The following is a 22,230-nucleotide window of genomic DNA, read 5'->3' as shown; positions in this document are numbered from 1 at the left end:
TGTTCAGACGCAAAACTCTTCATTTGCTCGCCACACTCTCGTGAAGTTGTGAAAACCCGTTTTTTCACGCTCTTTTGAAGACGTGAACCTCAAAAAAGGGCTGTCCCAGCCTGGCACCGCGCCCGGATTGGTTGCCCCCATGTAATACATGACAGGCAAAACGGGCAGACAGCTCAGTGACCGAGCGTAATGACAGCTCTGCAGATTCGCGAAAAGTGGGGATTTGCCTGAAGAACAGCAAGCGCGCCAGCTTCACTCGATCTGTGTGGGCGGCTCTCTGTGGGCGTTGCGGGGTGCCAATACAAGCGCATCAGCGGTGTTGCGAGGCCCGATCAGGAGACGTCCTTATAATCGGGGGGAGATTGTATCGAAGAAACGCAGGGAAATGGTCGTGTTTAATGACTTTTATTAGCCGTCCGGTCAGATGACCAACAGTTGCCGGTTACGTGCCTGGGCACGAAGCGGTTGCACACGGGCACTGGCGGGTAATGGCTGGTGCAGCCAGTTGAGCCGGATCTCTTCGATTTCCACCCAGCCTTCGCCCATGGGTTGCAGGCTGCACTGCTTGAACGCCTGGCAGCGGCCGTCGCGATCCAGCAGGGCGAAACTGCGGTGATGTGGGCGCGGGGTGAACAGGGAAATAAGAAAGCGCATGGTCGGATACCGGTTCGGGGAGCTTGTGAGAAGCCTGACAGCGGGCCATGACAGGCCGGTGTAAGGTCCGTGACAATGGGGTGACAGGAACCGGCAATCACGCCCCGTGTCAGACATTTCAGTATTCATCGTAAGGCGCTAGTTCACTGCGATGGCGCACCGCTATACTGCCGGCCTGTTTGTGCCCGATTCTGGAGAGAAGAGCATGTTGCAACGCCTGTTGTTCGGTTTGATCGCTGTGACCAGTCTGACCCTCGTCGGCTGCGCCCACAGCCCGCAACAACTTAACCCGGAGCCCACGCTCAATGCCCAACTGGCGCCTGTAGGTCGCGGCCAGCCGGTGGTGGTGCGGGTGGTGGATGGTCGCCCGTCGCCGACGCTTGGCACCCGTGGCGGGCTGTATCCGGAAACCAGCGTGATCACGGTGCAGGGCGCGCAGATCCTGCCCAAGTTGCAGGCCCAGGCTGAAGCCGCGGTGCGTTTGCTGGGCTTCACGCCTACCGCCAACGCCATGAATGCCCCACAACTGACGGTGACCCTGGCCGAGCTCAAGTACCAGTCGCCCAAGGAAGGCATGTATGTGACTGAAGCTACCATTGGCGCGACTTTCCGTTCCGATGTGCAGAATGCTAACCGTCGCTACAGTGGTCGTTACGGTGCTTCGCTGGATCAGCGCTTTGGTATGGCGCCCAATCAGGACACCAATACCAAGTTGGTCAGCGATGTGTTGAGTGATGCGTTGACCCGGTTGTTCAAGGATCCGACTATTGGCCAGATACTGGCTGAGTAACGTTTCGGTCCGTATGTAGAAACTGTGATTCAAGAAAAACGGTGCTTTTTCTGGGATGAGGAAGCGCCGTTTTTTTTGCTCGGCTTTCTGGGGTGGGGTTCGTGTGTATATCCGTTGCTGCGGTAACGGCTACTTAGGGTTCCGCTCTTACAGCGGCTCACTTTTGAGAAGCGCAAAAGTAAGCAAAACGCTCAGCCCCACCACTCGGCACCTCGCCTAGGCTCGGTGTGCCCGAACGCAGGCATTGCTCCGTGGGCCGCCGCGAAGGGCCATCCATGGCCCAGCGCGGCTATCCCGGCATCCATGCCGGGATGCCCACTGCGCAATGCCTGCGTTCGGCCAGCGTGGTTTAACGGGGCGCCCGAGATCAAAAGCACACGCGAGGCGGCCTGATAGCCGACCTGATTTGGGGATGAACGCGTTCCTCCTGTGGGAGCGGGCTTGCTCGCGATAGCGGTGGTCCACTCACATAGATGCTGGATATATACCCCGTTCTTGCTCTGCTTTAGATCTTGATCTTGATCTTGATCTTGATCTTGATCTTGATCTTGATCTTGATCTTGATCTTGATCTTGATCTGGATGCCCCATTAACCACGCTGGCCGAACGTAGGCATTGCGCAGTGGGCACCTCGGCATGGATGCCGAGGTAGCCGCGCTGGGCCATGGATGGCCCTTCGCGGCGGCCCACGGAGCAATGCCGGAGTGAGGGTATGCCGAGCCTAGGCGAGGCACCGAGTGGTGGGGCAAAAGCGCTTTGGTTACTTTCGCGCTTTTCGAAAGTGACCCGCCGTAAGGGCGGAACCCTAAGTGGCCGTTACCGCAGCAACGGATATACACACAAACCAAGAAACCCCAACCGCAAAGAGATATCCAGTCCAGGAACGGGAAGATCAACTCCCCGCTGGCATCTGTAAGCGCGGACTTCATGCCGCCTGGGAATACAGCTCCAAAACACTAATCCCAGTCAGCAGATCAGTCTCCGGCAAGTCAGCATGCTGATGACCACCGAGGGCGCAATACACCAGCCAATGTCGATCCTGCACATTAAAGGACAGACTGCCAACAAGGTTCTGTTGTTCTTCGCTCGGGCTGATGAGATAGAGACGATCCTGGTTCTCGGCGTGAAGCATGACGGATTCCGTGCAGGTTTGAAGGGCGACAGAGTGGCCTAATCAGATGACGAAACCGTGACGGACGAAATTAACCCAAGGCTCAATCCCCTCGTCACAAAAGAACCAAGCGCTGCGGCGGGATCGTTACTGGTCGGAAAAAACGGCGCAGGACGGAAGGCTTTCGGTAGAATCCGCGCCCTGCTCGTAGGTCCCGGGCGTGTCTTGCCCGTTTTTCGCTTGAGGTTTGTGATGTCGCTGCATGTGCTTTCGTTGTTCGCTGCCCACCCCGCCAAACTGATCAACCTGCTGGCGTTGCTGTTTGCCTGCCCTGGCGGTTGGGTGCTGCACGCTACGCGCCGCCGCGAACAACGGGCGCGGGCTTGCCTGGAAGCGCGTAATCGCGGAGGCAACGAGCGATTCGAAGCGCTGCTGGACCTGGCCACGCAGCGCATGAACCGGTTTTTCTATCGTTTCGGTTTTGCCTGCCTGGCGTTGGCGCTGCTGATGTCTTGGATCAGCACGCAGTTCTGATGAAATAGCCCGTGGCGAGGGAGCTTGCTCCCGCTGGGCGTGAAGCTGCCCCTCTTGAAAAGGCCAATCCAACCCCAGATTAAGCACAAATCTGTTTTTTGCGATTGCTGCGCAATCGAGCGGGGATAAATCCCCTCGCCACAGCCTTACAACGCCAGCCCCGCCTTGACCCGGTACTGATTACGCACCGGCGTCGCATACTGCTGCACCAGGAACGGCCGGTGTTCCGGCGGGCAAGCATCCAGCCGGCGCTGCCATTCTTCCTCGGCCTTGGCCAGTTCATCGGCACCAAACACCTCGGCCGCCGTCGGCACCTGCAACTGCGGGTCGGCGTCGGCCCATTGGGCGTAAGCCAGGTAATGCGCCGGGAACAGGCGATAGCCGCCGAGAATCTGCCGGTCCATCTCCAGGGCCAATTGCTTGGTGTCCTCGAACAGTTCGGTGATCGGCGCGGCGAAGTTCACGTGGACCCGGCCCTTGTAGCCGGTGATGCCCTTGGCGATGCTCACGTCGTCCTCGCCCGGTACCTTGGTGTAGGTGCCGGTGGTGGCGCGGATGTACAGCTCGCGGGCCTTGGCCTGGTCGCACGGGTCGTATTCGTAGCTGATGGACACTGGCGTGAGGTTCAGTGACCGGATCACTTCACCGAATGGCTCGTCCTTGCGGCTCATGTGGAACATCTTGAGAATCGCCGATTCGGTACGGTCGTCGCCGTCCTTGGCCCGGCCCTCGGCCTGGGCGATCCAGATGGAAGCACAATCGTTGCGGATCGAGTGGTTGATGTACGCCGACAGCAATTGGTACGCCGCCATTTTCTCCCGTCGTCCGGTGATGGAGCGGTGCACGATGAAACTCTTGTTCAAGCGCATCAGGTCGCTGACGAATGGCTTTTGCAGCAGGTTATCGCCAATGGCGATGCGCGGGGTCGGCAGACCGGCGTGGTACACGGCATAGTTGACGAAGGCCGGGTCCATGACGATGTCGCGGTGGTTGGCGATGAACAGGTACGCACTGCCGGACTTGAATTGCTCCACCCCGGTGTAGGTCACGCCATCGGTGGCCCGCTCGATTGTGTGGTCGACATAGAACTCCACCTTGTCCTGCAAAGTCGCGACCGATGTCACGCCAGCGAACTCACGACGCAATCTTTGCGCTATAAGAGGTTTGAGCATCCAGCCGAAGGCGCCGGCCAGGCGTGGGAAGCGGAAGTGGGTGAGGATATCTAGAAACGCCTTGTCGCCGAGCAGCCGTGCCAGCACCGCTGGGACTTCGCTGTCGTCGTAAGGTCGGATGGCATCGAATTCGCCCATCATGCTCTCTTGTTGGAAACGGCTAGGGTAAGTAAAAGTGTGTTCGAAAAACCGACAGGGCAGGGGCTGAAACATCAGCCAGACACTAATAGCCCTGCAAATAGACCGGCGATTATACGCACAAGTCACCTGGGAGACCGCGATGCTGGAAACCACTCATTATGAATGTCCGTATTGTGGCGAAGGGGTTGAGACTGTCTTGGATCTGTCCGGCGGCGATCAGACCTACATTGAGGACTGTCAGGTTTGTTGCCGGCCGATAACCTTTGTCCTGCAGGTCCATGGTGAAGAGTGGCATCTCGAGGTCTTTAGCGAAAACGAGTGATGGGGGCGTCCATGCAGCGAATCTACGAACTGGAGAACCTGATGGAAGGCGAGTTGCTCCAAGGCATGCTCGCCAGCGAAGGCATCACGGCGTACCTGGTGGGCCGCGATCTGATGGGCGGAGCCGGGGAATTGCCGATGCAGGGCTTGCTGGGGCTGGCGGTGGAGGACGACCGGGCGCAAGCCGCTCGGGAGTTGATCGCAGCCTACAATGCCGCGCTGCCCCTGCTCGGCGATGAACCGGACAGTTACCCCGGCACGCTGGTCTGCTAGGCTGGCGGCCGGTTGATCAAGAGTCGTGTTGCCCCATGTGTGGACGTTATGCCCTGTTTCGCTGGAACCCCACCTTCGCGGCCTTGCCCGGCTTTCCTGCCGATCAGAAGGCCCAGTGGAATATCTCGCCCAATGATTCGGTGCTGATGCTGCGTGTCGGCGCCGAGGGGCAGCGCGAACTGGCCCGGGCGCGCTGGGGCCTGACACCACCGTGGCTGACCGACCTGTCTCGCACGCCCGCCCATGCCCGGGCCGAAACCGTGGCCGAGCAACCAATGTTCCGTGAAGCCTTGCGCCAGCGTCGCTGCCTGTTGCCGGCCAACGGCTTCTACGAATGGCGCGGCGGTACGCGCAAGCGTCCTTACTGGCTGACGCCGGGAGAGGGCTCGTCGTTGTTCTTTGCCGCGATCTGGGAGGCGTATCCGGTGCAGGAGCAAGTATGGCTGAGTACGGCGGTTATCACCCAGCCCGCGGCGGGCCAGCGTCGGCCGTTGATCCTGGACGAAGAGGGCCAGCGCCTGTGGCTCGACCCCGAGACGCCGCTGCACGCGCTGCAAGGGTTGCTGGCCAGCGAGCCGGCGCAATTGCGCGAGCGGGTGTTGGCGAACATGGTCAATGATCCGAAGCTCAATGGGCCGGAGTGCCTGACTCCGGCTTGAGTTGGCTGAAGCCTGTGCTGGCCTCATCGCGAGCAAGCTCGCTCCCACAGTGGGCTGCGAGTGTTTACAGCAACTGTGTTCACCGCCAATCCCTGTGGGAGCGAGCTTGCTCGCGAAAGCGGTACACCCGACAGCGGTGCGTCGCCTGACACACCGCCTTCGCGAGCAAGGCCGCTCCCACAGGATTTGTGGATAACCGCAATCCCTTGTGGGAGCGAGCTTGCTCGCGATGAGGCCTCTGGATCAAACCCTGAACTGATTGATCAAGCGCCGTTGCTGCTCCGCCAGTTTGGTCAACCCGGCACTGGCGGCGCTGGACTCGTCGGCGCCACTGGCCACTTCGTTCGCCACTTGCCCGATGTTGATCACGTTGCGGTTGATGTCATCGGCCACGGCGCTCTGTTCCTCGGCGGCGCTGGCGATCTGGGTGTTCATGTCGTTGATCACCGACACGGCCTGGGTGATCGTCTCCAGGGCCTGGGCCGCTTTTGCCGCGTGCTGCACGCTTTCATCGGTGCGCTGCTGGCTGTCTTCCATCACCCGCACCACATCCCGGGTGCCTTGTTGCAGCTGCTGGATCATCGTCTGGATTTCTCCCGTGGCATGCTGGGTCTTCTGCGCCAGGTTGCGCACCTCATCGGCCACCACCGCGAAACCACGACCTTGCTCACCTGCCCGGGCGGCTTCGATGGCGGCGTTGAGGGCCAGCAGGTTGGTCTGTTCGGCGATCCCGCGAATCGCAGTCAGGATCGCGTTGATGTTCTCGCTGTCCTTGGCCAGGGTTTGCACCACGCTAACAGCCTTGCCGATTTCCACGGCGAGGGCGCCAATGGAGGTGGAGGTGTCCCGCACGATCTGCATGCCCTGGCTGGCGGCCTGGTCGGCGTGACTGGCGGCTTGGGCGGCCTGGGTTGCGTTGCGAGCCACGTCTTGGGCGGTGGCGGTCATTTCGTGCACGGCGGTGGCGACCTGATCGATCTCCGACATTTGCTTGTGCACACCCTGGTTGGTGCGGATCGCAATGTCGGCGGTGTGCTCCGACGAATCGCTGACGCTCTGCACCGAGGTCACCACCTGGGTGATCATCCCTTGCAACTTGCTCAGGAAGGTATTGAAGCCCCTGGCAATCGCCCCGAGTTCATCGGCACGGTCGCTGACCAGGCGACGGGTCAAGTCACCTTCGCCCTGGGCGATGTCATCGAGCATTGCCACCATTTGCTTGAGCGGTCGGGCAATGCCGTGGCCCACCAGCCAGATCACCAGCAGGCCAATACCGGCAATCACCAGGCCCACCATCGCCATGCCGAAAATGTCAGCCTGGCGCTGGTGGTCGAGATCTTTCTGCAAGGCTTGCAGGTCAGCCATGACCGCATTCAGCGGCAACTGCAGCATCAGGGTCCAACGGGCGTTGGTTTCGCCGATGCCGAACGGCATGTACACCTCGATATGCCCGTGTTCTTCGTCGATGTCGTAGCGCACCTCGCCGACGCCCAGCTTGGCCAGGTTGTCCAATTCGCTGGCATCCAGCAGGTCGCTGGCTTTTTCCCCGAGTTTGCTCGGGTCCTTGGTGAAGGCCACCAGCCGGTTGTTGCTCGAGAGCAAGGCCATTTCCCCGGCGCCGTCGTACAGCTTGCCGTCGGCGGCCACGAGCATGTCCTGGATGAAGTTCACCGACAGGTCGGCACCGACGATGCCCTGGAACTTGCCGTCGATCAGGATCGGTTCGATGAACGAGGCGAGCATGGTCATCGTGCTGCCGACGCGATAGGGCGCCGGGTCGATCACGCAGGCTTTCTTGCTGTCCTGGGAGCACAGGTAATACTCACTGGCGCGGATGCCGGTGGAAAGCAGTTTCTGGTCGGTCACGTCGGCGAGTTTTTCCAGCCCGAGGGTACCGTCCTGATTGCGGAACCACCACGGCAGGAAACGTCCGTTGGTTTCCATGCCCACCACCGGGCTGTTCACATAATTGGCGTCGTCGTGGTCGATGGCGTTCGGTTCCCAGGCGATGTAGGCGCCGAGAATCTTCGGGTTGCGCACCACGGTTTCGCGCAGCAGGCTGATCATTTGCTCACGGGGCACCTTCAGTTGCGGGTTACCGTCCGCGCCGTTCATGCCCATCAAGGCGTTGCTGGTGGCCAGGCCACGGGCGAGCAACAGCGGCGCTTCCAGTTCCCGCTGGATCAGGCTGGCCTGGGTGCGGGCCAAGGCGCTGAGGCGTTGTTCGATGAGTTGTTCGAACTGTGTCTTGGTCCGCTGTTGCACCATTTCCTGGGTGCGGGCGCCGGCAAACAGCGCGTACAGCACCAGGGCGCCGACCACGCTGAGCACGATGGCACCGGCCAGGGCGGCCACGGAAAACTGGATCGATTTGAATTTCATAAAGGCTCCGGACGCGAAGATGACGCTGGAGCCTGTATCGGCGTTTCTGTGCAACGGCATGAGGCGCTGTTCGTCGGGTGACTGTTATGGCTTCGTGAGTGTCGCAAATGGACTGGATGGGACTTGTCTGAAAAAACGCCAAACCCGCGCTGTGTATCTGGCGCCGATACAAATCAACGCCTACGATACGCCCACGTTTCCAGGGAGCTTCTTAAGTATGAACAAGACATTGATGGTGTGTGCTCTGAGCGCGGCTTTGCTGCTCGCGGGTTGTCAGTCGGTCAACACCACCAGCGGCGGGGCTGTGGGCGTGGAGCGCAAGCAGTACATGTTCAGCATGCTGTCGACCGCTGAGGTCAACCAGATGTATGCCCAGTCCTATCAAAAGACCATGGGCGAGGCGAGCGCCCAGGGGGTACTGGACAAGACCAGCAGCGATGCCAAGCGCGTCCAGGCCATTTCCAGCCGGCTGATCAACCAGGCTCCGGTGTTCCGTCCGGATTCGGCGCAGTGGAACTGGGAAGTGAACCTGATCAAGAGCGATGAGCTCAACGCCAGTTGCGGTCCCGGCGGGAAAATCATTTTCTACACGGGTTTGATCAACAAGCTGAAGCTCACCGACGATGAAATCGCCGCGATCATCGGCCATGAAATCGCCCACGCCCTGCGCGAGCATGGGCGTGAAGCGATGTCCAAGGCCTATGGCATCGAGATGGCCAAGCAGGGCGCCGGCGCCATATTCGGCCTGGGCCAGGACAGCCTGGCATTGGCCGATACCGTGGCCAACTATGGCATGACCCTGCCCAACAGCCGCGGCAACGAAAACGAAGCCGACCTGATCGGCCTTGAACTGGCCGCCCGCGCTGGCTACAACCCGAATGCCGCGATCACCCTGTGGAACAAAATGGCCAAGGCATCGGAAGGCGCACCGCCGGAGTTCATGAGCACCCACCCGTCATCGGACAGCCGGATCGCTTCCCTGCAGGCGGCGATTCCGAAGGTGATGCCGCTTTATCAGCAGGCCAAGAAATAAGTATTAAGGTTGTTTCCTTGTGGCGAGGGAGCTTGCTCCCGCTCGGTCGCGCAGTGACCGCAAAAGCTTGGCGCTGCTTCGCAACCCAGCGGGAGCGAACTCCCTCGCCACAAGAGCCTGCATCAACCTGATCAAACCCACCCACTACTCTGCATCGCCTTGTACACCGCCACGATCGCCAGGACGAAAAATGCCGAGGCGGCCAGGCGGCGGATCAGCGTCAGGGGCAGTTTCTCGGCGGCGAAATTGCCCGCCAGCACCACCGGCACGTTGGCAATCAGCATGCCCACAGTGGTGCCGATGATCACCAGCCACAGTTCCGGGTACTGCGCGGCGAGCATCACCGTGGCGATCTGCGTCTTGTCACCGATTTCCGCCAGGAAAAACGCAATCAGCGTGGTCAGGAATGGTCCGAACTTGCGGGCCGTATTGGCTTCTTCGTCGTCCAGCTTGTCCGGGACCAGGGTCCACAGCGCCGTGGCCGCGAAACTCGCTGCCAGGATCCAGTGCAAGACCGCATCCGAGAATATACTGCCGACCCAGGCCCCCACCGCCCCGGCCGCCGCATGGTTGGCGAGCGTCGCCGCAACGATGCCGGCGATGATCGGCCAGGGTTTGCGAAAGCGAGCCGCAAGAATGAGCGCGAGCAATTGCGTCTTGTCGCCGATTTCGGCCAGCGCAACGATAGCGGTAGGTACGAGGAGAGAGTCCAGCATCAGGTGATTCCTAGAGGGGCGGGTCGACACGGCTATGACACGTACAGCCTTCCCGCCCCGGGTAAGGTGTGCGTGTCATAGGTCTTGTCAAACCCAGCGACCATCTGTGTGGACGCTTGGGCCGCATACGCCATGGTCTGCTGACCAAGTATGTTGACGTATGCCGGGCGAGCATGGCGCTCGCGGGAGACTACTCCCCTAGGACGGAGCGGATTCTGCCTAGGCAAATCCGATTGGGCAAGTGCTGTTTTTTAAAAAAGCTTCAGCTGCGTTTGGCCCGGTAGATGCGAAAACCCTGGCCCTCGGCCTTGATCGCACACACACCCAAATGCTCTTCGATCAGCGGTTGGTACTTGAGGAAGCTGTTCGCTACCAAGCGCAGTTCGCCGCCGTTTTTCAGATGTTTGGCCGCTTTTCGCAGCAGGTTTTCCGTGGCGTGGTAATCGGTGTGCACGCCGACATGGAACGGCGGGTTACTCAGGATCGCGCTCAAACCCATCGGCGCGGCGTCGATCCCGTCACCGGTCAGCACCTCGGCTTCCAGACCGTTGGCGGCCAGGGTCAAGCGACTGCTGGCGGCGGCGAACGCATCCACGTCCAACAGCGTGACGGTGTTGTGCGGATAGCGACGCTTGACCGCCGCCCCCAGCACACCGGCACCGCAGCCAAAGTCCAGCAAATGGCCGCTGGGCAGTTTGTCGAGGTGTTCTAGCAGCAACGCACTGCCGCGATCCAGGCGACCATGGCTGAACACCCCCGGCAGGCTGATGACCTTCAGCGGACCTTCGACCAGGGGCAGCTCGTAGGTCTGGGCCAGGCTTTCCAGAGGCGTGGCCTCGGGCGCGTTGGCGACGGTGACCTGCCACAGTTGGCAATGCCGCGCGCTGTCGAGCTTGCGCGGCTTGCCGAACGGGTTGAGCTGTTTGGACGCGCCTTCAATACCACTGCGTTTTTCCCCCACCAGGTACACCTCGCGACCGGCCAGGCGTGCCGCCACGGCATTGAGGATGTAATCGGTCAGGTCCTTGGCCTTGGGCAGGAACACCACGGCGGTGTCGAACGCGCGCTCGGGGACGTTTACGCCAAAGTGACTGCGCTCGGGGAAGCGGGCATCCAGCGCGGCCTGATCGCCTGCGTGCCAGCACCAGCCATGGGCCTCGGGCAAACGGCCGAGCAGATCGTCGGCGGGCAGCCCGGCCAACAAGACCGAACCCTGGAATAATTCGGCCTGACGAAGCAGTACTTCACTGCGCGGATCCATGGTCTGCTCCTTGAAAAAAAGTGCGGCAGTTTATCAACTGACGACCCGCTGTGCTGTACCGCTGAAAAAGCCCTGGGCGTTTTCGGTCATTTGACCGACGATCCGTTGCCGCGCCTCGCGGCTGCCCCAGGCGTTGTGGGGCGTGACGATCAGCCGGGGGATGTCGCCGGCCAGCAGTGGATTGCCCTGGGTGGGTGGCTCCACGCTGAGCACGTCGGTGGCGGCACCGCCCAGGTGGCCGTTGCGCAGTGCTTCGGCCAGGGCCTGTTCGTCGATCAGGCCACCGCGGGCGGTGTTGACCACGAAGGCGCCGGGCTTGAGCAGCGCCAGTTCCTGGGCGCCGATGAAGTGTCGGGTGTGCTCGTTGAGCGGGCAGTGCAGGGTCAGGGCGTCGACTTGCGGCAGTAGCTGATCCAGCGGCAGGCGGTCGGGGCGGGCAGGGCGCCCGGGAATCTGCCCCAGCACCACGCGCATGCCAAAGGCTTCGGCCAACCGTCCGACGGCGCTACCCAGTTCACCATGGCCCAATAACCCGAGGGTCTTGCCTTGCAACTCGACAATCGGATAGTCCAGCAGGCAGAACTGCGTGGCCTGTTGCCAACGACCATCCCCCACTGCTTTTTGATAATCGCTCTGGCGCGTTGCCAGATTCAGCAACAGCATGATCGTGTGCTGGGCCACCGAAGGCGTGCCGTAGCCCTGGCAATTGCACACCGTGATGCCCTGTTGGCGTGCGGCGGCCAGGTCGACATTGTTCGTGCCGGTAGCGCTGATCAGAATCAGTTTCAGCTCGGGGCTGGCGGCCATGGCCGCCGCATCGATCACGACTTTATTGGTGATCGCCACCGTGGCGCCCTTGAGCCGTTCGGTTACCTGCTCCGGAGCGGTCCGGTCGAACAATTGCAGTTCGCCGAAGCAGTTGCGCAGCGGGCCCAGGTCCAGGTCGCCAAGGTCCAGGGAAGAGTGGTCGAGAAAAACTGCGCGGGCGATGTTTGTCATCAGCTGTACCTTTTCCGTGATGAACCGAAGGCGTAATGTGGCGAGCCTATCAGATGAATTGCGGCAGTGGTCTGGCTCGATATTGGGGCTCATGAAGAACCTTGTGGCGAGGGGATTTATCCCCGCTGGACTGCGAAGCAGTCCTGAAACCTGAACACTCGGTGTGTCAGGCAAAAATTATGTCTGAAGCTTTTTGGGGCTGCTTCGCAGCCCAGCGGGGATAAATCCCCTCGCCACAGATCCCCTCGCCACAAAAGTTGATATCCGTTTCGAGATTGAGTTAGCCAAGGAGCCCCCATGTACCTCACCGAATTCCTCACCGTCGCCCTGATCCATCTGCTGGCCGTCGCCAGCCCCGGGCCGGACTTTGCCGTGGTGGTGCGTGAAAGCGTGACCCATGGTCGACGTGCCGGGACCTGGACGGCGCTGGGCGTCGGCACGGCGATTTTCCTCCATGTCGGCTATTCGCTGTTGGGTATCGGCCTGATCGTGTCCCAGTCGATCGTGCTGTTCAACGCGCTGAAATGGGCCGCCGCCGCGTACCTGCTGTACATCGGCTTCAAGGCGTTGCGCGCAAAACCGGCCAATCCGGCGGCGGAAAACCTGCACAAAGAAGTCGGCGAGCGTACCGCCCGCGGCGCGTTCACTTCGGGCTTCGTCACCAATGGCCTGAACCCCAAGGCAACGCTGTTCTTCCTTTCCCTGTTCACCGTGGTGATCAACCCGCATACACCTTTGGCGATCCAGGCCGGTTACGGGGTGTACCTGGCGGTCGCGACGGCGATCTGGTTCTGCCTGGTGGCCATGCTGTTCAGCCAGCAGCGGGTACGCGCCGGTTTTGCTCGCATGGGCCATTGGTTCGACCGGACCATGGGCGCGGTACTGGTCGCTATTGGCGTGAAACTGGCGTTTACCGAGATGCATTGACGGGACCCTGTCGCTGCGCGGGGATGGCTCAAGGCTAGTATTTACGCTCGAATCAAATCATTCCTTTGGCTGATTTGATCCGTGTATAAGCACTCTAGAGTGCTTGCTTCCAGCCAAGACCGTGCAGTCAGAAAAGGGACTCTTATGTTGCAGACTCGCGTTATTCCTCCAGCCGAAGGCGCTTATCAATACCCGCTGCTGATCAAGCGGCTGCTGATGTCCGGGGCGCGTTACGAGAAAACCCGCGAGATCATTTACCGCGACCAGTTGCGCTACAGCTATCCAACGCTGATCGAGCGGGTCGCGCGGCTGGCCAATGTGCTGACCGAGGCCGGGGTCAAGGCTGGTGACACCGTGGCGGTGATGGACTGGGACAGCCATCGTTACCTGGAGTGCATGTTCGCGATCCCGATGATCGGCGCGGTGATCCACACCATCAACGTGCGCCTGTCACCGGAACAGATTCTCTACACCATGAACCACGCCGAGGATCGCTTCGTTCTGGTCAACAGCGAGTTCGTCGGCTTGTACCAGGCGATCGCCGGGCACCTGACCACGGTGGACAAGACCCTGCTGCTGACCGACCTGCCGGAAAAAACCGCCGACCTGCCGAACCTCGTGGGTGAATACGAACAACTGCTCGCCGGCGCCAGCCCCGTCTACGACTTCCAGGATTTCGACGAAAATTCTGTCGCCACCACGTTCTACACCACCGGCACCACGGGCAATCCCAAGGGCGTGTACTTTACCCATCGGCAACTGGTGCTGCACACCATGGGCGTGGCGACCATCATGGGGTCCATCGACAGCGTGCGGCTGCTGGGCACCAACGATGTGTACATGCCGATCACGCCGATGTTCCATGTCCACGCCTGGGGCTTGCCCTACGTGGCGACCATGCTCGGGCTCAAGCAGGTCTATCCTGGCCGTTACGATCCCGAACTCCTGGTCCAGCTGTGGCGCAAGGAAAAGGTCACTTTTTCCCATTGCGTGCCGACCATCCTGCAAATGCTGCTCAACGCCAAGGGCGCCCAGGGCACCGATTTCGGCGGCTGGAAAATCGTCATTGGCGGCAGTGCCCTGAACCGCAGCCTCTACGAAGCGGCCAAGGCCCGGGGCATCCAGCTCACCGCTGCCTACGGCATGTCGGAAACCGGCCCGCTGGTGTCCTGCGCCCACCTCAATGACGAGCTGATGGCCGGCAGCGAAGACGAGCGCACCACCTACCGGATCAAGGCCGGCGTGCCGGGGCCGTTGGTGGAGGCGGCGATCATCGACACCGAGGGCCGTTTCCTGCCCGCCGATGGCGAGACCCAAGGCGAACTGGTGCTGCGTGCGCCGTGGCTCACCGAAGGCTACTTCAACGAGCCACAGAAGGGCGCCGAACTCTGGAACGGCGGCTGGCTGCACACTGGTGATGTCGCCACGCTCGACAGCATGGGGTTTATCGACATCCGCGACCGCATCAAGGACGTGATCAAGACCGGCGGCGAATGGATTTCGTCCCTGGACCTGGAAGACCTCATCAGCCGTCACGTGGCGGTACGCGAAGTAGCAGTGGTCGGCATTCCCGATCCGCAGTGGGGCGAGCGGCCGTTTGCCTTGCTGGTGATCCACGAAGGGCATCAGATCGGGGCTCGGGAACTCAAGGAACACCTCAAACCGTTTGTCGAGCTGGGGCACCTGAGCAAGTGGGCGATCCCGAGCCAGATCGCCCTTGTTACGGAAATTCCCAAGACCAGCGTTGGCAAGCTCGACAAGAAGCGTATTCGCGTCGACATCACCGAATGGCAGAGCAACAACAGCACCTTCCTCTCGACGCTTTAAATACGTTTGCCGTGCCCGAAAGGGCACGGCAGCCCCACCAAGCAAGCGCTTGTCTTGTCAAAACGAAAATTTCAGCCATCCTTGCCGTGCCGACACCTGTCGGCCTGGCATAAGGACTGTTCCAGAGTGGTCGAGGCTACAAATCACACTTTAGAGGGATCAAGCGGTACTCCCTGCTGGCTATAGTCCGCGTAAGAATTTTCAAAAACGGAACGCACGTACTAAACGAGCGCTGCGACTTTGAACGGAGGGCGGGACATGCCGCTTCCAGCCGTTGAAAGGGTTCTTGAAAATCCTGTCTGCCATAACAATAAAAGCACATGGAGTAGCGTCGATGACCACAGCAAACACGTTCTGGCGCCGGGCGAAACTGCCTTTGGCGGTCAGTCTTGCCTCTTCGCTCGCCGGCCCAGCATTCGGCGTCAGTTTCAACATCGGTGAAATCGAAGGCCAGTTCGACTCATCCCTGTCGGTGGGGGCGAGCTGGTCGACGGCCAATGCCAACAAGGACCTGATCGGTGTCAACAACGGCGGCCGGGGCCTGTCGCAGACCTCCGATGACGGTCATTTGAATTTCAAGCGAGGAGAGACCTTCTCGAAGATCTTTAAGGGCATCCACGATCTGGAATTGAAATACGGCGACACAGGTTTGTTTGTGCGTGGCAAGTATTGGTATGACTTTGAACTCAAGGACGAAAGCCGTCAGTTCAAGGACATCAGCGACAGTAATCGCAAGGAAGGCGCCAAGTCTTCCGGCGGGCAGATTCTCGATGCGTTCATCTACCACAACTACGCGATCGCCGATCAGCCGGGCTCGGTCCGGCTGGGCAAACAGGTCGTCAGTTGGGGGGAAAGTACCTTCATCCAGAACGGTATCAACGCCATCAACCCGGTCGACGTGTCCGCGTTCCGTCGCCCTGGTGCCGAGGTCAAGGAAGGTTTGATCCCGGTGAACATGTTCTATGTGTCCCAAAGCTTGACCGACAATTTGTCGGCCGAAGCCTTTTATCAGTTGGAGTGGGACCAGACCGTTACGGATAACTGTGGGACGTTCTTTTCCCAGCCAGACGTGATTTCCGATGGTTGCGACAATAACCTGCGGGTGCTGAGGAGCGCCTCTGCGATTCCAGCGGCAGCCATGCCAACGTTGGGTGCCTTTGGCGTAGACGTAAACGGCGAGGGGACTTTGGTTCGCCGTGGCGCTGACCGTGACGCTCGTGACGGCGGCCAGTTTGGCGTGTCCTTCAAATATATGTATGAACCGCTGGACACTGAGTTTGGCGCTTATTTCATGAACTATCACAGTCGTGCACCGATTTTCAGCGGCCATGGTGCGCCATCCAGCGCTTATACCAGCGGACCAGCCCTGGTAGGGTCGCTGGTCGCGTCTGGTATCCCACTTGCCACCGCGATTGCTATGGCTTCCTCCATGGTACCAATGGTGGTGGCGGGTAACTCAAGCTACTACGTCGAATACCCAGAAGATATTCGCATGTATGGCTTGAGCTTCTCGACCACGTTACCCACAGGTACCGCATGGAGCGGCGAAGTCAGCTATCGGCCGAATGCGCCAGTTCAGCTCAATACCACCGATATCCTGTTTTCCGGCTTAACGCCTCTGAACCCTGATGTTTCCGTGCTGCCAGGACAGGCAGGGCAAGACCAGCAAGGTTATCGCCGCAAGGAAGTGACGCAGCTGCAAACCACATTGACCCACTTCTTCGACCAAGTCATGGGGGCGGAGCGACTGACGCTGGTGGGCGAGGTCGGCTTCACTCACGTAGGTGGTTTGGAAAGCACTTCAAAGGCACGTTATGGCCGTGATCCGAGCTATGGCCCCGGTCCATTGCCAAATGGCCAATGCGAGATATTGAACGGTTCCACCCTGGGGAGTGGAGCGCAAAACAACCTCAGTCGCTACTGCGAAAACGATGGCTTCACCACCGCAAACTCTTGGGGTTATCGCGGTCGTGCCATCTGGGATTACAACGACGTATTTGCCGGTGTGAACCTCAAGCCCAACGTGGCTTGGTCCCATGATGTGAAGGGTTACTCGCCAGGTCCCGGTGCCAACTTCGAGGAAGGCCGCAAGGCCGTCAGCCTCGGGCTGGAGGCCGAGTACCAGAACACCTATAACGCCAGCCTGGCATACACCAACTTCTTCGATGGCAAGTACACCACCGTGGATGACCGCGATTTTGTTGCGCTCAGCGTCGGCATGACCTTCTAAGCACAGTATTTCAGGACGACACATTATGAAAATAACAAAGAGTCTGATGCAGGCCGGTGTTTTGGGGCTATCCCTGCTGGCGGCCAGCATCATGGCGGCAGTGCCTGCCGCCGAAGCCGACAAACTGGGCAAGAGCCTGACGCCGATGGGCGCCGAGATGGCTGGTAACGCCGACGGTTCGATTTCGGCCTGGAAACCCATGGCCAAGAACGCCGGCTCCGTGGACAGCAAGGGCTTCCTCGCCGACCCGTATGCCAGCGAGAAACCGCTGTTCACCATCACCGCGCAGAACGTCGAGCAGTACAAGGCCAAGCTCGCGCCGGGCCAGTACGCGATGTTCAAGCGCTACCCGGAAACCTTCAAGATGCCGGTCTACCCGACCCATCGCGGCGCCACCGTGCCGGATGACGTGTTCGCCTCCATCAAGAAGAACGCGGTCAACACCAAGCTGGTGTCCGGTGGCAACGGCTTGGAGAACTTCGAGACGGCCGTGCCGTTCCCGATTCCCCAGAGCGGCGTGGAAGTGATCTGGAACCACATCACCCGCTATCGCGGCGGCAGCGTGACGCGCTTGGTGACCCAGGCCACCCCGCAACCCAACGGCTCCTACAGCCTGGTGTACTTCCGGGACCAGTTCGTGTTCCGCGACAAGATGAAGGATTTCGATCCGGCCAACCCTGGCAACATCCTGTTTTACTTCAAGCAGCAAGTGACCGCACCGGCGCGTCTGGCCGGTGGCGTATTGCTGGTGCACGAAACCCTCGACCAGGTGAAGGAACCCCGTTCGGCCTGGGTCTACAACGCCGGCCAGCGTCGCGTGCGTCGTGCACCGCAGGTGTCCTATGACGGCCCGGGTACTGCCGCCGACGGCCTGCGTACCTCCGACAACCTGGACATGTACAACGGTGCGCCGGACCGCTACGACTGGAAGCTGGAGGGCAAGAAGGAGCTGTACATCGCTTCCAACAGCTACAAGATCGATTCGCCGCAGCTCAAGTACGACGACATCATCAAGGCCGGTCATATCAACCAGGACCTGACTCGCTACGAGTTGCGTCGTGTCTGGCACGTGACCGCGACCCTGAAGGAAGGCCAGCGCCACATCTACGCCAAGCGTGACTTCTACATTGACGAAGACACCTGGCAAGCGGCGGTGATCGACCATTACGACGGCCGTGGCCAGCTGTGGCGCGTGGCTGAGGCCCATGCCGAGAACTACTACGACAAGCAAGTGCCGTGGTACGCCCTGGAAACCCTCTATGACCTGCAGTCCGGCCGCTATTTGGCCCTGGGCATGAAGAACGAAGAGAAATCGGCCTACGACTTCGGCTTCACCGCCACCACCGCCGACTTCACGCCGAACGCACTGCGTCAGGACGGTATCCGCTAGACCGCTTTACCCGAGGCCGCATCCTCGAAGAAACGCCCCGACCTGGTTCGGGGCGTTTTTTTTCCGTCGAAAACCGAACCTGTGGCGAGGGGATTTATCCCCGCTGGGCTGCGAAGCGGCCCCTTGGCCATCCACCTCGCAGTGTCTGGGAGATTATCTTCAAGCTTTTGGGGCTGCTTCGCGGCCCAACGGGGATAAATCCCCTCACTACAAAAAGCGGCATTCAGTTTGTAGCCTTTTTGTAGCCATTTGTAGCACTCCCTTCAATACCTCCTCGTTTACAGCTAGTCTGCGGACATCCGCAACGCCGCCACCCGCACTTCAACAAGAGCCGGCCATGACTGATCTGTCTTCACTTCCGGATTCTGCCCGCGCAGCCATCGCGGTCCAGGACGGGCGCTTCTATCGCCCGCCCTTGCCCGACGGTCACGTTGTGCGTCCGCGGTTGTGCGAGCGTTTGAGCGCGGGGCTTGGCGGCCGGCTGTTGTTGGTGAGTGCGCCGGCGGGGTTCGGCAAAAGCTCCCTGGCGGTGGAGTTCTGCCAGGGTCTGCCGGCCCATTGGCAAAGCCTCTGGTTGGGACTCAGTGCCAGGGACAACGATCCGGGACGTTTTCTGGAGCGGCTGCTCGACGGGCTCCAGGCCTTTTTCCCGCAATTGGGAGGCCGGGCGTTGGGGTTGCTGAAAATGCGCCAGCGCCACCAACCCTTTGCTTTCGAAGAATGGCTCGACGGTCTGCTGGATGAACTGTCCACGCATCTGTCCCCCCACAAACCTTTGCTGCTGGTGCTCGACGATTACCACCTGGCCCAAAGTCCGGTGCTGGATCGCTGCCTGCAATTTTTCCTCAATCACCTGCCCGATGGTTTGTTGGTGTTGGTCACCAGCCGCCAGCGTCCGGATTGGCATCTGGCGCGCCTGCGCCTGTCACGGCAATTGCTCGAGCTGAACGAACAAGACCTGCGCCTGACCCACGACGAGGCCCTGACCCTGCTCCAGCATCACAGCAGCTCGTTGCGTGGGGAAGCCCTGGAAAACCTGATCCGGCGCAGCGAAGGCTGGGTGGCCGGGTTGCGTTTCTGGCTGCTGGCCGCCTCCGAAGCCGGCACTGAAGGTCTGCTACCCCAGGCCCTGCACGGTGGGGAAGGGCTGATTCGCGATTACCTGCTTGAAGAAGTCATCGATTGCCTGCCCGCCGAAGTGCAGGCGTTTCTTTACGATACCGCCTCTCAGGAACGCTTTTGCAGCGAACTGTGCGACGCCGTGCGCGAAGCCCATGACAGCGCCGAGATCCTGGGTTTTCTGGCAGCTCATCAAGTGTTCCTGGTGCCACTGGACGAGCATGGCCACTGGTACCGTTACCACCACCTGTTTTCCGATCTGCTGCGCAGCCGGCCCAGTGCGCCGGCCATGGTACCGGCCGCGACCCTGCACCTGCGGGCCTGTCGCTGGTTCAACGCCCAAGGCCTGATCGACGAAGCCGTGGAACAGGCCCTGCGGGCCGGGCACCTGGACGTGGCGGCGAACCTGGTGCAGAACCTCTCGGAGGAGCAACTGCTGGCCGAGCAGAACGTCGGCATGCTGCTGCGCTGGAAAATGGACCTGCCCGACAGCCTGCTCATCAGCACTCCGCGGCTGATCGTGCTCTACAGCTGGGCGCTGGGGCTGGCGTGTCAACTGGATGCCGCTGAAGAGCTGGCCGCCCACTTGAGTCGTTTCTTGCCGGCACCTTCGGCCACCGCGCAAAAATCCATGCTTGCCCAATGGCTGGCCCTCAGCGGAATCGTCGCCCGTGGTCGCGGCGATCGTGAAGCCACTGTGCGTTACTGCACCGAAGCCCTGGAGAGCTTGCCGCACAAACGCTACGGCCAGCGCTTGATGTGCCTGTCCACGCTGTCGAACCTGGCGATAGCCGACGGCGACTTGTGGCGCGCCCGCAGCTTGAACCGTGATTCCCTGGAGTTGGCCCAGCGGGTCGGCAATCCGCTGTTCGAGGCCTTGGCCCATTATGATCGTGCCCGGGTCTTGCAGGCCCGGGGAGAGATCCTGCGGGCGCTGGATGAAGTCCGTCAGGGGTTGCAACGCTTGCATAAACTGTCGCCCCAACGGCTTTACGCGGTGCGGGCGCGGTTGATCCTGTACGAGGGCTTCCTGCTGACCTTGCGCATGCAACCCCAGGCCGGGTTGGTGCGGTTGCAGGCCGGTCTTACCGAGGCCCGGGCCTGTCGCGACATCAGTGTGTTGATCGGCCATTGCGTGATCGCCCGTATCGAAGGCTATAACGGTGAATTCGCCCGGGCCTTTGCCGAACTGGCCGAAGCCGAGCGCCTGATGCACATCTGGGATGTTCCGCCGATCTACTACCTGGCGATGATCACCCTGGTCAAATGCGAACTTTGGTTGACTCAAGGCCGTACTGACCTGGCCGAAGCCTGGTTGTTACGCCTGGGGCAGACCTACACTGGCGAACAGGCCGCCGCGCCACCGGAATTCCACCCGCACCTGCCGCTGCATGTCGAATTGCAGCAGGCGCTGCTGGAGTCTATCCGGGGCCAACCGATGTTGGCTGAAGGGCGGCTCAATGCCTTGCTTGAACACAGCCAGCAGACCAACCGGCAGTTGCTCTACGTGATGGCGCTCAACCAGAAAGTCGCCTTGCTGCTGAGCCTCGGGCGCGAACCCGAAGCCCGCAGAACACTGACCCAGGCATTCGAAGCCGCCACCGGTGGTGTGCTGCAGCCCTTCGAATGGTTGCTGGGCGAAGAACATCGTGAATGGCTGCGCGAGCAGTTGCTGCATGCACCGTCCAGCCCCCTGCGCGAGCATCTGCTCGAGCGCCTGCCGTTGGCGGTGACTCAAGCTGGCGACCCATTGACACCTGTCGAAACCCTCAGCAGCCGCGAGCGTGCGGTGCTGCAGCTGATTGCCCAAGGCTGTTCAAATCAGGAAATCAGCGAGCAGTTGTTCATCTCGCTGCACACCGTCAAGACTCACGCCAGCCACATCAACAGCAAACTCGGCGTCGAGCGCCGCACCCAGGCGGTGGCACGGGCGAAGGTGTTGGGATTGTTGGGCTGAGTGAGGTTTTGCCAGGCCAAGGAGCTTTTGTGGCGAGGGGATTTATCCCCGCTGGGCTGCGAAGCAGCCCCAAGAGCTTCAGGCATGATTTGTACCTGATACACCGAGAATTCAGGTTTCAGGGGCGCTTCGCACCCCAGCGGGGATAAATCCCCTCGCCACAAAAGCCAGTCAGAGCCAGTCAGAGCCAGTGAAGGAACACTCAATGCTCCCCCAATACAAAACCATCCAATCCCCCGTGGGCCAACTGATCCTCGTCGCCCGGGGGCAAAGCTGGCGGCCATCCTGTGGGAAAACGAGCGGCTCAACCGGGTACGCCTGGGGCCCTTGGAGGAGGATAACCATCACCCGACCCTTGCGGAAACCGAACGTCAACTCATGGAGTATTTCGCTGGGCAGCGCAGGCGCTTTGATCTGCAATTGGATTTCGTCGGCACCGACTTCCAGATCCGGGTCTGGCAGGCCCTGTTGACCATTCCCTTCGGTGAAACCCGCAGCTACCGCGACATCGCCATCCAGATCGGTCAGCCCACAGCGGTGCGGGCAGTGGGCGCGGCCAACGGCCGGAACCCCATCTCGATCATTGCTCCCTGTCACCGCGTCATCGGCACTTCCGGCAGCCTCACCGGTTTTGCCGGCGGCCTCGCGGCCAAACAGTTCCTGCTCAGCCTTGAAGGCCAGCAAACCCTGCAACTGGCGTTCTGAGCCTGCCGGTGAACCCGAGACAATAAAAA

At 60.6% G+C, this 22,230-nt stretch carries 18 protein-coding genes, 2 pseudogenes and 1 riboswitch; of the genes and pseudogenes, 12 read left to right on the top strand and 8 right to left on the bottom strand.

The window, feature by feature from the left end:
* Positions 1–420: 420 nt before the first annotated feature.
* Positions 421–654, bottom strand: coding sequence for a hypothetical protein (locus CD58_RS23770; RefSeq protein WP_025215435.1), 234 nt, complete (start codon positions 652–654; stop codon positions 421–423).
* A gap of 205 nt (positions 655–859) precedes the next feature.
* Between CD58_RS23770 and CD58_RS23765 the strand changes: the two genes are divergently transcribed.
* Entirely contained in the window at positions 860–1,444 is a 585-nt protein-coding gene (locus CD58_RS23765) for a YajG family lipoprotein (RefSeq protein WP_025215434.1), read from the top strand.
* Positions 1,445–2,369: 925 nt separating this feature from the next.
* Here CD58_RS23765 and CD58_RS29555 read toward each other — a convergent pair.
* Entirely contained in the window at positions 2,370–2,576 is a 207-nt protein-coding gene (locus CD58_RS29555) for a hypothetical protein (RefSeq protein ID WP_025215433.1), read from the bottom strand.
* Between the two features lie 231 nt (positions 2,577–2,807).
* Here CD58_RS29555 and CD58_RS23755 point away from each other — a divergent pair, with 231 nt between their 5' ends.
* A complete protein-coding gene (locus tag CD58_RS23755) occupies positions 2,808–3,089 on the top strand; it encodes a hypothetical protein (RefSeq protein WP_025215432.1) in 282 nt (93 codons plus the stop codon).
* Positions 3,090–3,235: 146 nt separating this feature from the next.
* On the opposite strand, the gene CD58_RS23750 is transcribed toward CD58_RS23755, so the two are convergent.
* Positions 3,236–4,402, bottom strand: coding sequence for a 1-acyl-sn-glycerol-3-phosphate acyltransferase (locus CD58_RS23750; protein ID WP_038436720.1), 1,167 nt, complete (start codon positions 4,400–4,402; stop codon positions 3,236–3,238).
* A 139-nt stretch (positions 4,403–4,541) separates the two neighbouring features.
* On the opposite strand from CD58_RS23750, the gene CD58_RS29550 reads away from it, so the two are divergent.
* Genes CD58_RS29550 through CD58_RS23735 form a run of 3 tightly spaced genes read left to right on the top strand, consistent with a single transcriptional unit; the run spans position 4,542 to position 5,655 of the window.
* Entirely contained in the window at positions 4,542–4,724 is a 183-nt protein-coding gene (locus CD58_RS29550; protein WP_025215430.1) for a CPXCG motif-containing cysteine-rich protein, read from the top strand.
* 11 nt (positions 4,725–4,735) lie between these two features.
* Positions 4,736–4,996 carry a putative signal transducing protein gene (locus CD58_RS23740; protein ID WP_025215429.1) on the top strand — a complete coding sequence of 87 codons (261 nt, stop codon included), beginning with the start codon at positions 4,736–4,738 and terminating at the stop codon, positions 4,994–4,996.
* 35 nt (positions 4,997–5,031) lie between these two features.
* Positions 5,032–5,655 carry an SOS response-associated peptidase gene (locus CD58_RS23735; protein WP_025215428.1) on the top strand — a complete coding sequence of 208 codons (624 nt, stop codon included), beginning with the start codon at positions 5,032–5,034 and terminating at the stop codon, positions 5,653–5,655.
* A gap of 243 nt (positions 5,656–5,898) precedes the next feature.
* Here CD58_RS23735 and CD58_RS32005 read toward each other — a convergent pair whose 3' ends face one another.
* Positions 5,899–6,642 carry a methyl-accepting chemotaxis protein gene (locus tag CD58_RS32005; RefSeq protein ID WP_419178848.1) on the bottom strand — a complete coding sequence of 248 codons (744 nt, stop codon included), beginning with the start codon at positions 6,640–6,642 and terminating at the stop codon, positions 5,899–5,901.
* 114 nt (positions 6,643–6,756) lie between these two features.
* Positions 6,757–6,951, bottom strand: a pseudogene (locus CD58_RS32000) (HAMP domain-containing protein); the annotation flags it as partial.
* Between the two features lie 1,303 nt (positions 6,952–8,254).
* On the opposite strand from CD58_RS32000, the gene CD58_RS23725 reads away from it, so the two are divergent.
* On the top strand, positions 8,255–9,070 hold the full coding sequence (locus CD58_RS23725; protein WP_025215426.1) for a M48 family metallopeptidase: 816 nt from the start codon (positions 8,255–8,257) through the stop codon (positions 9,068–9,070).
* Positions 9,071–9,201: 131 nt separating this feature from the next.
* Here the strand turns inward: CD58_RS23725 and CD58_RS23720 are convergent, their stop codons facing one another.
* The 3 genes from CD58_RS23720 to CD58_RS23710 form a co-directional block, all read right to left on the bottom strand.
* On the bottom strand, positions 9,202–9,786 hold the full coding sequence (locus CD58_RS23720) for a TMEM165/GDT1 family protein (protein ID WP_003185295.1): 585 nt from the start codon (positions 9,784–9,786) through the stop codon (positions 9,202–9,204).
* Positions 9,787–9,876: 90 nt separating this feature from the next.
* Positions 9,877–9,997: riboswitch (yybP-ykoY riboswitch) on the bottom strand.
* A gap of 51 nt (positions 9,998–10,048) precedes the next feature.
* Positions 10,049–11,047 carry a class I SAM-dependent methyltransferase gene (locus CD58_RS23715; protein ID WP_025215425.1) on the bottom strand — a complete coding sequence of 333 codons (999 nt, stop codon included), beginning with the start codon at positions 11,045–11,047 and terminating at the stop codon, positions 10,049–10,051.
* A gap of 33 nt (positions 11,048–11,080) precedes the next feature.
* The gene (locus CD58_RS23710; RefSeq protein ID WP_025215424.1) at positions 11,081–12,046 is read right to left on the bottom strand and encodes a 2-hydroxyacid dehydrogenase; all 966 of its coding nucleotides are present in this window, start codon (positions 12,044–12,046) and stop codon (positions 11,081–11,083) included.
* A 297-nt stretch (positions 12,047–12,343) separates the two neighbouring features.
* Between CD58_RS23710 and CD58_RS23705 the strand changes: the two genes are divergently transcribed.
* From CD58_RS23705 to CD58_RS23680, 6 genes and pseudogenes are all read left to right on the top strand, one after another.
* Positions 12,344–12,973, top strand: coding sequence for a LysE family translocator (locus CD58_RS23705; RefSeq protein ID WP_025215423.1), 630 nt, complete (start codon positions 12,344–12,346; stop codon positions 12,971–12,973).
* A 144-nt stretch (positions 12,974–13,117) separates the two neighbouring features.
* A complete protein-coding gene (locus tag CD58_RS23700; protein WP_025215422.1) occupies positions 13,118–14,800 on the top strand; it encodes a fatty acid--CoA ligase in 1,683 nt (560 codons plus the stop codon).
* Positions 14,801–15,134: 334 nt separating this feature from the next.
* The gene (locus tag CD58_RS23695; protein WP_025215421.1) at positions 15,135–17,030 is read left to right on the top strand and encodes a DUF1302 domain-containing protein; all 1,896 of its coding nucleotides are present in this window, start codon (positions 15,135–15,137) and stop codon (positions 17,028–17,030) included.
* A 25-nt stretch (positions 17,031–17,055) separates the two neighbouring features.
* On the top strand, positions 17,056–18,420 hold the full coding sequence (locus CD58_RS23690) for a DUF1329 domain-containing protein (RefSeq protein WP_025215420.1): 1,365 nt from the start codon (positions 17,056–17,058) through the stop codon (positions 18,418–18,420).
* A gap of 337 nt (positions 18,421–18,757) precedes the next feature.
* Entirely contained in the window at positions 18,758–21,496 is a 2,739-nt protein-coding gene (locus CD58_RS23685) for a LuxR C-terminal-related transcriptional regulator (RefSeq protein WP_025215419.1), read from the top strand.
* Positions 21,497–21,701: 205 nt separating this feature from the next.
* Positions 21,702–22,201: pseudogene (locus CD58_RS23680) on the top strand (methylated-DNA--[protein]-cysteine S-methyltransferase).
* The last annotated feature ends 29 nt before the right edge of the window (positions 22,202–22,230 follow it).

The organism is Pseudomonas brassicacearum, from assembly GCF_000585995.1.
GTDB classification, from domain to species: Bacteria; Pseudomonadota; Gammaproteobacteria; order Pseudomonadales; family Pseudomonadaceae; genus Aquipseudomonas; species Aquipseudomonas brassicacearum_A.
The sequence above is the reverse complement of the archived record's forward strand: the minus strand, read 5'-3'. Positions and strand labels throughout refer to the sequence as shown.